A 13,009-nucleotide genomic window follows, 5' to 3' on the forward strand; every position below is an offset into this window, starting at 1 on the left:
ACACGGCGGACCCGTTCCGGCAGCCCCTCAACCGGGGCGCCGGACGGGTTTGCCGCCCCTGAGGACCCGCAGGCCGCGGACGCCGAACCGGATCCGTTCTCGGTTGCCCAGGCCATCGTGTACCGGCAGCTCACAGCCGCGCCCAAGAGCCGGCTCCAGCTTGCCCGGAAATTGGCGGAGCGGAACATCCCGGAACCCGTCGCCGAGGCCGTGCTGGACAAGTTCCAGGAAGTCCGGCTGATCAACGATGCCGAATTTGCCGACATGTGGGTCAGGAGCCGGGCCCAGTCCAGGAAGCTGGCCAAGGGTGCGCTCCGGCGGGAGCTCGCTGAGAAGGGCATCGACCAGGAAACGGCTGCTTCGGCCCTGGAGCAGCTGACCGACGCCGACGAGGAAGCCGCAGCCCGTGCCCTGGTGGAACGCAAGCTCCGCCCTGGGACGGACCTGGCCGGTCCCGGCGAGCGGGACAAAGCCGTACGGCGGTTGGCGTCAATGCTCGCACGCAAGGGCTACCAACCCTCCCAGGCGTTCCGGATCGTCAACGAGGTCCTCGATTCCCGGCAGGACCCCGACAACGACCGCCTCCAGAGCCGGTACCCTTAACGGGTGAGTTTGACCATTCCTTCCCCCCAATCCGACGCCACCCCTTCCGTCGAAGCAGGGGCGGTGCCGCAGTCCGAAGCGATGCCCCGCACCTATCAGGTGCGCACCTTCGGCTGCCAGATGAACGTTCATGACTCTGAACGGATGTCCGGCCTGCTTGAGGCCGCCGGTTACGTGCCCGCAGAGGGCGGGCATGCCGACGTCGTGGTGTTCAACACGTGCGCAGTCAGGGAAAACGCGGACAACAAGCTCTACGGCAACCTGGGCATCCTGGCCCCGGTGAAAGCGGCCAACCCCGGCATGCAGATTGCCGTGGGCGGTTGCCTGGCACAAAAGGACCGCGAAACCATCCTTAAAAAGGCGCCCTGGGTGGATGCCGTCTTCGGTACCCACAACGTGGGTGCCCTGCCGGCCCTCCTGGACCGGGCACGGCACAACAACGAAGCCCAGCTGGAGATCCTGGAGTCCCTGGATGTCTTCCCTTCCACGCTGCCCACCAAACGCGACTCCGTCTACTCGGGCTGGGTGTCCATCTCCGTAGGCTGCAACAACACCTGCACTTTCTGCATCGTGCCGGCCCTGCGCGGCAAGGAAAAGGACCGCCGGCCCGGAGAGATCCTCGCGGAAATCCAGGCACTCGTGGACGACGGCGCCATTGAAGTCACCTTGCTCGGCCAGAACGTCAACTCCTACGGGGTGGAGTTCGGGGACCGTCAGGCATTCTCCAAGCTCCTGCGTGCCTGCGGCGGGATTGAGGGGCTGGAACGCGTCCGCTTCACCAGCCCGCACCCGGCCGCGTTCACCGATGACGTCATTGACGCCATGGCAGAGACTCCCAACGTCATGCCGCAGCTGCACATGCCGCTGCAGTCCGGGTCGGACAGCATCCTCCGGGCCATGAAGCGTTCCTACCGGTCCACCAAGTTCCTGGGAATCCTGGACAAGGTCCGTGAAAGGATCCCCCACGCCGCCATCTCCACCGACATCATCGTCGGCTTCCCAGGCGAAACGGAAGAGGACTTCCAGGCAACCCTGGACGTGGTGGAACAGTCCCGCTTCGCCACCGCCTTCACCTTCCAGTATTCAAAGCGTCCGGGCACGCCGGCGGCCGACCTGCCCGACCAGCTCCCCAAGGCCGTAGTCCAGGAACGCTTCGAACGCCTCACCGCCCTGCAGGACCGCATCGCCGCGGAAGAAAACCGGAAGCAGCTTGGCCGTCGGCTCGAAGTCATGGTCACGGCCCAGTCCGGGCGGAAGTCGGAGGAGACCCACCGGCTCTCCGGCCGGTCGCAGGACCAGCGGCTGGTCCACTTTTCGGTCCCTGAGGGCGCACCCGCCCCCAGGCCCGGGGACCTCGTCACCGTCACCATTACCGAAGCGGCGGCCTTCCACCTGGTGTCCGATCCCACGCTTGAGGACTACAGCCTGCGCCGGTCCCGGGCAGGGGACGCATGGGACAGGTCCCAGGCCGACTCCTGCGGGGCACCATCCCCGGCTTCACCCGGGGAACGCAAGGGCGTCTCCCTCGGCATGCCCGCACTGCCGCTGCGCACCCGCTGACAGGTGGCTGCCCCGCCCGTCATCGCCGTCGTCGGTCCCACCGGCTCAGGCAAGTCTGACCTCGCCGTCAACCTTGCCCTCGCCCTGGACGGCGAGGTCATCAACGCCGACGCCATGCAGTTCTACCGCGGCATGGACATCGGCACCGCCAAAATCACCTTGGCCGAGCGCAGGGGAGTGCCGCACCACCTCCTGGACACCCTGGACGTCACCGAGGAAGCCAGCGTTTCCGACTTCCAGTCCCAGGCACGCAAGACCATCGACGACATCCATCGGCGCGGCAAGCGCGCCATCCTGGCTGGTGGCTCCGGGCTGTACGTCCGGGCCGCGCTTGACGTCCTGGAGTTTCCGGGGACCGATCCCGCACTGCGGGCCCGCCTTGAGGCGGAGCATTCCGAACTCGGTACCGAGGCACTCCTTGCAAGGCTCCGGACCGTCGATCCCGCCTCCGCCGCCCGCGTCTCCGATGCCCGGCGCATCATCCGGGCCCTCGAGGTGCACGAACTCACCGGACGGCCCTTCAGCTCCTTCATGCCCCGGCGGGAGTACCACCAGCCCGCCACCCAGCTGGGCCTCAGCGTGGACCGCGAGGTCCTGCGGGACAGCTTGGCCGCACGCGTGCACCGGATGGTGGACGCCGGCCTGCTGGACGAAATCCGGCTGCTCGACGCCAGCGGCCTGCGCCGCGGCAAAACCGCGTCCCGGGCGCTTGGCTATTCACAGTTCCTGCGCGTGGTCGATGGCACGTCCACCGTTGCAGACGCCGCCGAGGAAACCATCGTGGCCACCCGGCAGTTCGCCCGCCGCCAGCTGACCTGGTTCCGCCCCGACCCCCGCATCACCTGGCTGGACTGGCAGGAACCGGGACTCGTTGGCAAGGCAGCGGAGTTGTGCCGGTAGCTGCAGTTTCAGCGCCGGCGGCATGCGCCGCTACGCTTGGGACCATGAATGCAACCCCCGCCGAAACCACCGGACCCGTCCTGCACACGCTGAGCGGGCTCCGCTTTTCCAAGGGGCACGGCACCGGCAACGATTTCGTCCTGGTGGCCGACCCCGAGGGCGTCCGTGCCATCGGCGCGGACCAGGCCGCGGCGCTGTGCGACCGGCACCGCGGGATCGGGGCCGACGGCCTGATCAGGGCGGTCCCGTCCCGCTTCCTGCCCGAGGGCCGGGAACTGCTCACGGAAGCCCCGGACGCGGAATGGTTCATGGATTACCGCAATGCCGACGGCTCCCTGTCCGAGATGTGCGGCAACGGGGTCAGGGTCTTCGTCCATTTCCTGCGGACGGAGGGCCTGATCGACCTGCCCGACGGCGGATCCCTCACCATCGGCACCCGCGGCGGGGTCAAGACCGTGGTCCGGACAGGGAACGGTTATGCCGTGGACATGGGTCCTTGGGAGTTCATCTTCCCCGGGGAGGCAAGCGCCAAAGCCATGGATTCCCTGGTCACCGCCGACGGGCTTGAAGTTGCCCGGCCGGCCCTCTCCGTGAGCATGGGCAACCCGCATACGGTGGTGGCCCTCGCCGAACTCTCTGAGCTCACGGGCACCCGGCTCTTCACCGCTCCCAAGGTCGATCCCGTTCCTGCAAACGGGACCAACGTGGAATTCGTGGTCCCGGCAGAACCGTTGGTCCATGACGGTGTGGGCTCTGTGACCATGCGGGTGCACGAGCGCGGCGTGGGGGAGACCCAGTCCTGCGGGACCGGTGCCTGCGCTGCCGCCGTCGCCATCCGGCACTGGGCCGGGGCGGAGGCGCCGGACGCCTGGCGGGTCCACGTTCCCGGCGGAGTGGTGGGCGTGAAGTTCTTTGCCGCCCCCGGCGGCCACGAGCACGTGGAGCTCAGCGGCCCTGCCGTCATTGTGGCGAGTGGGACGCTTTCGTGACCTTCAGGATCCGGAAGGACTTTGACGTGGACTCCCGGGTTACGGTGAAGGAGCCGTCCAGTTCGGCCGCCAGCCAGCGCTGAAGCGAATCCGAGCCCAGGTTCTTCTGCACCACCAGCCATGCCGTGCCGCCGTCCGCCAGGCGCGGAAGCCACAGCTTCAGCAGGGCGTGCAGTTCGTCCTTGCCGATCCTGATGGGCGGGTTGGACCAGATGGTGTCGAAGCGGACCTCCGGATCTACGGCCGCGGGTGTGCTGGCGACCACGTTGGCCAGTCCCAGGGCGGCTGCGTTCTCATTGGTCAGGGTGATGCAGCGTTCGTTGACGTCCACGGCATACACCTTGGAACCGGGGGCCAGCAGCGCCATGGTGAGCGCCACGGGTCCCCAGCCGCACCCGATGTCCAGGAGGTTGCCTTGGGGATGCGGCGCAGGAACGCCGGCCAGGAGCACTGCGGTGCCTTTGTCGATACCGTCGGGGCTGAAGATCCCCGGGGAGGTCTGGAGCTGCCGCGTCCCACCGGCCAATTCCACTGTCAGGGGCTTCCTGGTGAAGGGGCCGGCAGGGGACGTGCTGAAATAGTGTGCGGACTCCATAACTGGCCAGAGTAGTTCCCCCTGCAGCGTAATGGGAAACCGGCCTGAGGGCCCTCTGCTACGCTGGAGGGCATGTTCCTGATCTTCGAGTAGCTGGTACGGGCGCGCCCGTCCCGCAGGCTGTCCTCCAGCGGCAGTCCGTCCCGCAGCGACGCAGGTTTCCATACCTTCCGCTTTTGCGCACCGGCCAGACCATGCCGTCTGGCCCGGCCGCCGGACACAACTCGAAAGTCAGCCCACTGCTGCACTTCCCGCCTTGGTCCGGCCTTTCCAGCCCTGCCGCCGATCTGACGCGGCATTCGAGCCCCGGCATCGCAGCCGGCGGCGCAACAACCAGGAGAAACGCATGACCGCAGGCCGTCAGCCCAGCGCGAATACATTCCAACTTCGAGCCAATCAGCACTATTCTGGAACTGCCGAATCTTCAAAGGAGACCATGACCAGCCAGCCCAATACCGGTTCCGATCCAGCCGCCCAGGACATGAGTCCGCAGGAGATCCAGGCTGTCATCGACCGGATCCTCGCCAAGGACGTTCCCGCCAAAAATGCCGGCACGTCCGGCGGTGAAGGCGGCAGCGGTAAAGCCGTCCTTGGCAAGGCCCAAGCCATTTCCCGGCTCGACGAAGAACATTCAACGTACGACGGCGACCAGCAGGACCTCGAGGAACGCCGCGCCCTGCGCCGCAGGGCGGGTCTGTCCACCGAGCTTGAGGACGTCACCGAAGTTGAATACCGGCAGCTGCGCCTCGAACGCGTGGTCCTGGCCGGGCTTTGGTCAGAGGGAACGCTCGCCGACGCCGAAAACTCACTGCGGGAGCTGGCCGCCCTGGCCGAGACTGCGGGCTCGGAAGTCCTCGACGGTCTGGTGCAGCGCCGCGACAAGCCGGACCCCGGGACGTTCCTGGGTTCCGGCAAGGCGCAGGAACTCAAGGACATCGTCATGGCCACCGGCGCGGACACCGTAGTGGTGGACGCCGAACTGGCTCCTTCCCAGCGCCGTGGCCTTGAAGACATCGTCAAGGTCAAGGTCATCGACCGAACAGCCCTGATCCTGGACATCTTCGCCCAGCACGCCAAGAGCCGCGAAGGCAAGGCGCAGGTGGAGCTGGCGCAGCTGGAATACCTGCTTCCCCGCCTGCGCGGCTGGGGTGAGTCGATGTCCCGCCAGGCCGGCGGCCAGGTGGGCGGCGCCGCCGCCGGCATGGGCTCCCGTGGTCCAGGTGAGACCAAGATCGAACTCGACCGGCGCCGGATCCGTACCCGGATGGCCAAGCTGCGGCGCGAAATCGCCGCCATGAAGCCGGCACGGGAGACCAAACGGGCCAACCGGCGTCGTAATGAAGTGCCCTCCGTGGCAATCGCCGGCTACACCAACGCCGGCAAGTCCTCGCTGCTCAACCGGCTCACCGACGCAGGGGTCCTCGTGGAGAATGCCCTCTTCGCCACCCTTGATCCCACTGTCCGCAAGGCCGAAACCGCTGACGGCCTGGGGTACACGCTGGCGGACACCGTCGGGTTCGTCCGTTCACTGCCCACCCAGCTGGTGGAAGCCTTCCGCTCCACCCTCGAGGAGGTGGCGGACTCGGACCTGATCCTGCATGTGGTGGACGTGTCGCACCCCGACCCGGAAGGGCAGATCGCCGCGGTCCGGAAGGTCTTCAGCGAAGTCGACGCCCGCAAGGTGCCTGAAATCATCGTCCTGAACAAGGCCGATGCGGCGGACCCCTTTGTGGTGGAGCGGCTGAAGCAGCGCGAGCCACGGCACGTGGTGGTCTCGGCCAGGACCGGGGAAGGCATCCCGGAATTGCTGAAGGCCATCAGCGAGTCCATTCCCCGGCCATCGGTCAAGATGGAGCTGCTCATCCCGTACGAGCGCGGGGACCTGATCAGCAAGCTCCATGAGTCCGACGCCGAGATCCTCAGCCTGGACCACCTCGAGGCCGGTACCAGGGCTGCGGTGATGGTCCGGGAGGGCCTCGCGTCCGAACTGGAACAATTCGTCGTCAATGACTGACCTCGCAGCCGGCGAAGCTGCGCAGACGGCGGGCGAGCAGTTCGTTATCGAACTGCTCGACCGCGCCGTCGCCGGCATGGGCGGACAAAGCCGCACCGGACAACACGAAATGGCCCGCCAGGTGGCCAGGGCCATCGAAACCGGCAACCACCTGTTGGTCCAGGCAGGTACCGGCACCGGCAAATCGCTGGCCTACCTGATACCGCTGATCGCCCACGCCCTGGAAAGCAACAAGCCTGCGCTGGTCTCCACGGCGACCCTGGCGCTCCAGACCCAGATTGTCGGCAGGGACCTGCCCCGGCTCCTGAAGAACATCACCCCGGCGCTGGACCGGCCGGTCAAGGTTGCACTGGTCAAGGGCAGGTCCAACTATGTGTGCCGCCACAAGCTTGAAGGCGGGTTCCCTTCCGAGGAACCGTCGGAAGGGCAGCTGTTTTCCCTGGGGGAGGACACCAGCGTTCCGCATTTCGCCGCCTCCGTGGGCGGACCATCGTCACAGCTGGGCAAGGAAGTGGTGCGGCTCCGCGAATGGGCGGAGAAGACGGCCACCGGCGACCGCGACGAGCTGCTGCCTGGAGTGACCGACCGTGCATGGCGGCAGGTTTCCGTCACCTCAATGGAATGCCTCGGCGCCCAAAAATGCCCGATGGCCGCTGAATGCTTCAGCGAGCTCGCCCGGCAGGATGCCGCCGAGGCTGACGTGGTGGTGACCAACCACGCCATGCTGGCCGTCAGCGCGTTCGAAGGACTGGCAGTCCTGCCCGAATACGACGTCGTGGTGGTGGACGAAGCGCACGAGCTGCAGGACCGGGTGACGGGAGCCGTCTCCGGGCAGCTGTCCGTGGCCATGGTCCACGCGGCCGCTTCCGGCGCACGGAAACACACCGCCATCACCGTTGACGCCCTGAACGCCGCAGCTGCCAACCTGGAAATGGCCCTCGCGGGCGCGCCCAACGGACTTCTCCCCAACGGACTGAACGATGAACAGCTTGACTGCGTGGACCAGCTGCGTGAAGCGTGCAGGGCTGCGTTGTCCGATTCCAAAGGGGACAGCAATACCACGGCCGACGGCGGGCGGCAGCTGGCGCGTTCCCGGCTGATGCTCATCCTGGAACTGTGCGAGCGGCTGATCGCTGCCCGGGAAAACCGGGAAGTGGTGTGGTTCTCCCGCGCCAGCACCTTCGATCCCGACCAAGGCTATTCGCAGCCCGATGACAGCGCGCCGGTCCTGATCAACATTGCGCCGCTGTCCGTCGCCGGCAGGCTGCGGGAGGGGCTCTTCGCCGGCCACACCGTGGTGCTGACCTCTGCCACCCTGGCGATCGGTTCCGCCTTCGAACCGGCCGCAGGAGGCCTGGGCCTGATCGGTGACGGAGCGCCCAGCTGGACGGGCGTGGATGTTGGCTCGCCCTTCGACTACCCCAAACAGGGCATCCTTTACGTTGCCGGCCACCTGCCCAAGCCCGGCCGAGGTGTTTCACCGGAAGCCCTGGCCGAACTCGAAGCGCTCATCAAGGCCTCCAACGGGGGAGCGCTTTGCCTGTTCTCCTCGCGGCGGGCGGCCGGGGAAGCCGCCGATGCCCTCCGCCCGAAGCTCGACATGACTGTCCTCTGCCAGGGCGAGTCGACCATGACCGCCCTGGTCAAACAATTCGCGGACGAACCGGACACCTGCCTCTTCGGAACCATGTCCCTGTGGCAGGGTGTGGACGTTCCCGGTGGATCCTGCCGGCTGGTAGTGATTGACCGCATCCCGTTCCCGCGGCCGGACGACCCCCTCATGACGGCGCGTTCGCGTGCCGTGGCGCAGGCCGGCGGGAACGGTTTCATGTCTGTTTCGGCAACCCACGCTGCCATCCGGCTTGCCCAGGGGGCCGGCCGCCTGATCAGGTCAACCGGGGACAAAGGAGTGGTGGCAGTCCTGGACTCGCGGCTGGCCACCGAGCGCTATGCGGGATTCCTGCGCGGCGCCCTCCCGCCGTTCTGGGCCACCACTGACCGCGCCAAAGCGCTGGCAGCCCTCACCAGGCTGGGCGCCGACGCGTCCTGAGAACGGCCGGATAGCGCCTGCACGGATGCCGGGCAGGCGTGCGCAGGCTAGAGCGAACGCAGGACTGAGACGACCTTGCCCATGATGGTGGCATGGTCGCCCAGGATCGGTTCGTACTGGGTGTTCTGCGGCAGCAGCCAGGTGTGGCCGTCGCGCTGGCGGAAGGTCTTGACCGTCGCCTCGTCATCCAGCAGTGCAGCGACGATGTCCCCGTTGGCAGCGTCAGCCTGGCGCCGCACCACCACCCAGTCACCATCGCAAATGGCGGCATCCACCATCGAATCGCCGGCCACCTTCAGCATGAAAAGTTCGCCCTGGCCAACCAGCTGGCGGGGCAGCGGCATGACATCTTCGACGAGCTGTTCGGCAAGGATGGGGCCGCCGGCGGCAATCCGGCCCACCAGCGGAACCATGGCCGTATCCAGAGCAGTAGGCAGCTCCGTGACGGTGGCGCTGTCCCCTGCGGCTTGGGGCGCACGGGACGTGCCCGCACTCTTTCCCCCGCCGTCCAGCGTCAGCGGCATCAACACTTCCATGGCACGGGGCCGCTTGGGGTCGCGCCGAAGATAGCCCAGCTTTTCCAGCTGCGAGAGCTGATGGGTCACGCTTGACAGGCTCGCAAGGCCGACCGTGTCGCCGATTTCCCGCATGGACGGCGGATACCCGTTCTCGTTAACGGAGCGCTGGATGGTCTCGAGGATCTTCTTCTGCCGGGGAGTCAGCCCCTTGGTGGTCCTCTTGGATTGCGGGGCGGTCCTGCCCCCGGCGGCTGCTGCTGCCATATTCGCCATTGCCTTTCGCTTGCCGCCGGAACTTCCGCCGGGCGCTGTTTCCGCCGTGCCGGTGGAAGGACTCCCACTGTCATTGTCAGACCCTGCTGGTCAACTTCAGGAGTGGTTGTTCTTGGTTCCAAAACTAGGCCAGCCATAGTGCTTTTTCAAACATTTGTTCTAGCGAGTCTCGACAATGTTCGTTGATAGGTGCTAAAACTTAACCAGCAAAGTTCGAATATGTGTTCTAACCAGCAGATGCCTCCTTCGAATACCCGGCCGGAAGATGTGCCCGGCGGCGGTTTGGAACGGCAAGGGCGTTGCGGGCGGACACCCGGGCAGCACGGCAAGTCCAGGAGGGCTTAGTTCATGTCAGCTTTAACTCTTCACCAGGTTTCACCATCGCCTGCACCGCTGCGGCTCACCCGCCGGGGGAGGATCGTCCTGATTGGGGTCCCGCTTGTAGTCCTCGCTGTTCTCCTGCTGTCACTCGCCGGGTTCTTCCATTCCCCGGCCAAGGCCTCGGATTCGGTTGCGGACCTCGCGGTGACACCCACCGTTACCGTGACGGTGCAGCCCGGACAGTCGTTGTGGGCCATTGCCGGTACCGTCGCGCCGGGCCGGGACGCCCGCGACGTCGTGGCGGACATTGTCCAGCTCAACAACCTTGACGCCGGCACCGTCCTTCCAGGCCAGCAGCTGTTCGTTCCCACCCACTGAGGGGGAAGCCGCGGGAACCGTCACATTTTCCGGTAGTTGCCGCGGCAACTAAACTGTTCAGGTGAACCAGCAGCTAGAACGTCTGAACCGGCTTCCCCTCCGCAGCAACCTTCGCGGACTGACTCCCTATGGGGCTCCCCAGCTGAACGTCCCCATCCTGCTGAACGTCAACGAAAACACCCATGGGGTTCCTGCCGATGTGCGGGCCGCCATCAGCGCCGCCGTTACGGAAGCCGCCGCAGGCCTCAACCGCTACCCGGACCGCGAGTTCACCGCGCTCCGGAAGGCCCTGGCGGAATATCTCGGGCATGGGCTCGACGAAACCAACCTGTGGGCAGCCAACGGCTCCAACGAGGTCCTGCAACAGATCCTCCAGGCCTTCGGCGGCCCAGGGCGCACGGCCCTTGGCTTCCCGCCGACGTACTCCATGTACCCGTTGCTGGCCAGCGGAACGGACACGCAGTACATCACGGGGGAACGCGCGGAAGGCTATGACCTCAGCGCAGAGTCCGCGGCCCGCCAGGTCAAGGAACTCCAGCCCAACATCGTGTTCCTCTGCTCACCCAACAATCCCACCGGGACCGGGCTTGGGCTGGACGTCGTGGAAGCCGTCTATGACGCCGGCGCGGACAGCCAGGCCATCGTGATCGTCGACGAGGCGTACCACGAGTTCGCACACGACGGAACGCCGAGCGCACTGACACTCCTGCCCGGCCGTGAACGTCTGATCGTCTCCCGCACGATGAGCAAGGCCTTCGCCCTGGCGGGGGCACGGCTCGGTTACATGGCCGCAGCCCCCGAGGTCGCCGATGCCCTGCGTCTGGTGCGCCTGCCGTACCACCTCTCCGCCATCACCCAGGCCACCGCCCTGGCGGCCCTCGAACACCGCGAAGCGCTGATGGCCGACGTCGAGGACATCAAGAAGCAGAGGGACCGCATCGTGGCCGAGCTGACCAGGATGGGACTCAAGCCCGCAGCATCGGACTCCAACTACGTTTTCTTCGGCGGCCTGGAAAACCCGCACCAGGTCTGGCAGGAGCTCCTTGACGCCGGCGTGCTCATCCGCGATGTGGGCATCCCGGGCCACCTCCGCGTCACGGCGGGCACTGAGGCGGAAACCACAGCCTTCCTGACCTCCCTGGAACGCATCCTTGCCGGCCACGCCGCGCTTCACGCCTAGACTTGATACGGCGGCGCTGGACGCCTTGAACCACTTCTTCTCGCACAAAGGATCCTTCACCATGAGTTCAACCGGATCGAATACGGCTGCAGCCCGGACCGCCCGCATGGAGCGTGCCACCAGCGAGTCCTCGGTACTCGTGGAGATCAACCTGGACGGTACCGGAGTCTCGGACATCGACACCTCGGTGCCGTTCTACGACCACATGCTGACGGCCCTGTGCAAGCACTCCCTGATCGATATGACGGTCAAGGCCACCGGGGACACCCACATAGACGTCCACCACACCGTTGAGGATGTCGCCATCACCTTCGGTGAAGTCCTGCGGACGGCCCTCGGCAACAAAGCGGGCATCCGCCGGTTTGGCGAGGCCACGGTGCCGCTGGACGAGGCCCTCGCCAACGCGGTGGTGGACGTTTCCGGCCGCCCCTACCTGGTGCACGGCGGTGAGCCCGCCGGCCAGGAATACCACCTCATTGGCGGCCACTTCACCGGGTCCCTGACCCGCCATGTCTTTGAGGCCATCACGCTGCACGCCGGAATTTGCCTCCACATGAACGTGCTGGCCGGCCGGGACCCCCACCACATCGTCGAGGCCCAGTTCAAAGCCTTTGCGCGCGCGCTCCGCGCCGCCGTCGAACCGGATCCCCGGGTTGAGGGCATCCCCTCCACCAAGGGTGCCCTGTGAGCGGCCCGGAACTGAAGGACGGGGCCATCATCGACCCCTCGGCGTCCCGCAGGCTGCCGTCGCCTGAGGGCAAGCCCACCGTCACGGTGCTGGACTACGGTTCCGGGAACGTCAGGTCCGCGGTGCGTGCCCTGGAACGCGCCGGCGCGGAAGTGATCCTGAGCGCCAAACCGGAGGACGTCCTGAACGCGGACGGCCTGGTGGTGCCCGGCGTCGGCGCATTCGAAACCGTGATGCGCGAACTCAAGGCCGTGGACGGCATCCGGCTCATCGGCCGGCGCGTGGCCGGCGGGCGCCCGGTACTTGGCATTTGCGTGGGCCTGCAGGTCCTGTTCGAAGCCGGCGTCGAACACGGCACTGAAGCCCAGGGCATCGGTGAATGGCCCGGAAAGGTGGAGGCCCTCCCGGCGGAGGTCGTACCCCACATGGGCTGGAACACCGTCAAGGTCCCCGAAGGCTCGAAGCTCTTTGCCGGCGTCGAAAACGAACGGTTCTACTTCGTGCACTCCTACGGCGTGCAGGAATGGAACTTCGACGTCATCCAGCCGCGGATGGCACCGCCACTGGTGACCTGGTCCGAGCACGGCGGCCCGTTCATCGCGGCCGTGGAAAACGGCCCGCTCTGCGCAACCCAGTTCCACCCCGAAAAATCCGGCGATGCCGGCGCGCGGCTCCTGCGCAACTGGGTGGAGGGCCTGCGCAGGCCGGCCGGCGCCGATTCCGGCGGCCCTGCCAGCGCCGGCAGTGGCGCCTAGATGTGGTCCGTACTCCTGATGGGCCTCGCCGGCCTGCTGATTGGCGGCGGCATCTCGTTCCGGCAGCAGGCCAGGCCCCTGTGGCTCCAGGTGTCGTTCTACGCCCTGGCTGCCATGTCACTGGTTGCCGCCTACCTGCTCACGCTGCCGGGCAATTGACAGTCCGGGGGCGGCACGGAGCATAA

Annotated in this window: 13 protein-coding genes; 11 read left to right on the plus strand and 2 right to left on the minus strand. The window is 66.7% G+C overall.

Features of this window, described 5'->3' with window-relative positions:
* Positions 1-114: 114 nt before the first annotated feature.
* From NIBR502770_RS04680 to dapF, 4 genes are read left to right on the plus strand one after another with little or no spacing between them, the layout of a single operon-like run.
* The gene (locus NIBR502770_RS04680) at positions 115-603 is read left to right on the plus strand and encodes a regulatory protein RecX (protein ID WP_141161627.1); all 489 of its coding nucleotides are present in this window, start codon (positions 115-117) and stop codon (positions 601-603) included.
* Positions 604-606: 3 nt separating this feature from the next.
* The gene (miaB, locus tag NIBR502770_RS04685) at positions 607-2,163 is read left to right on the plus strand and encodes a tRNA (N6-isopentenyl adenosine(37)-C2)-methylthiotransferase MiaB (protein ID WP_210418912.1); all 1,557 of its coding nucleotides are present in this window, start codon (positions 607-609) and stop codon (positions 2,161-2,163) included.
* Positions 2,164-2,166: 3 nt separating this feature from the next.
* The gene (gene miaA, locus NIBR502770_RS04690; protein ID WP_141181180.1) at positions 2,167-3,063 is read left to right on the plus strand and encodes a tRNA (adenosine(37)-N6)-dimethylallyltransferase MiaA; all 897 of its coding nucleotides are present in this window, start codon (positions 2,167-2,169) and stop codon (positions 3,061-3,063) included.
* Between the two features lie 44 nt (positions 3,064-3,107).
* Positions 3,108-4,052 (plus strand): diaminopimelate epimerase, encoded by a 945-nt coding sequence (dapF, locus tag NIBR502770_RS04695; protein WP_141181181.1) that lies wholly within the window; start codon positions 3,108-3,110, stop codon positions 4,050-4,052.
* Here dapF and NIBR502770_RS04700 read toward each other — a convergent pair.
* Positions 4,024-4,647: a class I SAM-dependent methyltransferase gene (locus NIBR502770_RS04700; protein ID WP_141181182.1), complete on the minus strand. Its 624-nt coding sequence runs from the start codon at positions 4,645-4,647 to the stop codon at positions 4,024-4,026. The two genes, dapF and NIBR502770_RS04700, sit on opposite strands and share 29 nt — an antisense overlap.
* A gap of 436 nt (positions 4,648-5,083) precedes the next feature.
* On the opposite strand from NIBR502770_RS04700, the gene hflX reads away from it, so the two are divergent.
* Complete coding sequence (hflX, locus tag NIBR502770_RS04705) at positions 5,084-6,661, plus strand: GTPase HflX (protein ID WP_141181183.1); 1,578 nt, start codon at positions 5,084-5,086, stop codon at positions 6,659-6,661.
* Positions 6,654-8,711, plus strand: a complete 2,058-nt coding sequence (locus NIBR502770_RS04710; protein WP_141181184.1) for an ATP-dependent DNA helicase — start codon at positions 6,654-6,656, stop codon at positions 8,709-8,711. Before hflX ends, NIBR502770_RS04710 begins: the two co-directional genes overlap by 8 nt.
* 47 nt (positions 8,712-8,758) lie before the next feature.
* Here NIBR502770_RS04710 and lexA read toward each other — a convergent pair whose 3' ends face one another.
* Positions 8,759-9,493, minus strand: a complete 735-nt coding sequence (gene lexA, locus NIBR502770_RS04715; RefSeq protein WP_141160955.1) for a transcriptional repressor LexA — start codon at positions 9,491-9,493, stop codon at positions 8,759-8,761.
* Positions 9,494-9,850: 357 nt separating this feature from the next.
* On the opposite strand from lexA, the gene NIBR502770_RS04720 reads away from it, so the two are divergent.
* From NIBR502770_RS04720 to NIBR502770_RS21120, 5 genes are all read left to right on the plus strand, one after another.
* A complete protein-coding gene (locus NIBR502770_RS04720) occupies positions 9,851-10,201 on the plus strand; it encodes a LysM peptidoglycan-binding domain-containing protein (protein ID WP_141160954.1) in 351 nt (116 codons plus the stop codon).
* Positions 10,202-10,262: 61 nt separating this feature from the next.
* Positions 10,263-11,381 (plus strand): histidinol-phosphate transaminase, encoded by a 1,119-nt coding sequence (locus tag NIBR502770_RS04725; protein WP_141181185.1) that lies wholly within the window; start codon positions 10,263-10,265, stop codon positions 11,379-11,381.
* A gap of 61 nt (positions 11,382-11,442) precedes the next feature.
* Entirely contained in the window at positions 11,443-12,069 is a 627-nt protein-coding gene (gene hisB, locus NIBR502770_RS04730; protein WP_141160952.1) for an imidazoleglycerol-phosphate dehydratase HisB, read from the plus strand.
* Positions 12,066-12,824: an imidazole glycerol phosphate synthase subunit HisH gene (hisH, locus tag NIBR502770_RS04735; RefSeq protein ID WP_141181186.1), complete on the plus strand. Its 759-nt coding sequence runs from the start codon at positions 12,066-12,068 to the stop codon at positions 12,822-12,824. Before hisB ends, hisH begins: the two co-directional genes overlap by 4 nt.
* Positions 12,825-12,983, plus strand: coding sequence for a hypothetical protein (locus NIBR502770_RS21120; protein WP_168223112.1), 159 nt, complete (start codon positions 12,825-12,827; stop codon positions 12,981-12,983).
* Positions 12,984-13,009: the final 26 nt, after the last annotated feature.

Origin of the sequence: Pseudarthrobacter sp. NIBRBAC000502770, from assembly GCF_006517815.1 — a bacterium.
Classification (GTDB): domain Bacteria; phylum Actinomycetota; class Actinomycetes; order Actinomycetales; family Micrococcaceae; genus Arthrobacter; species Arthrobacter niigatensis.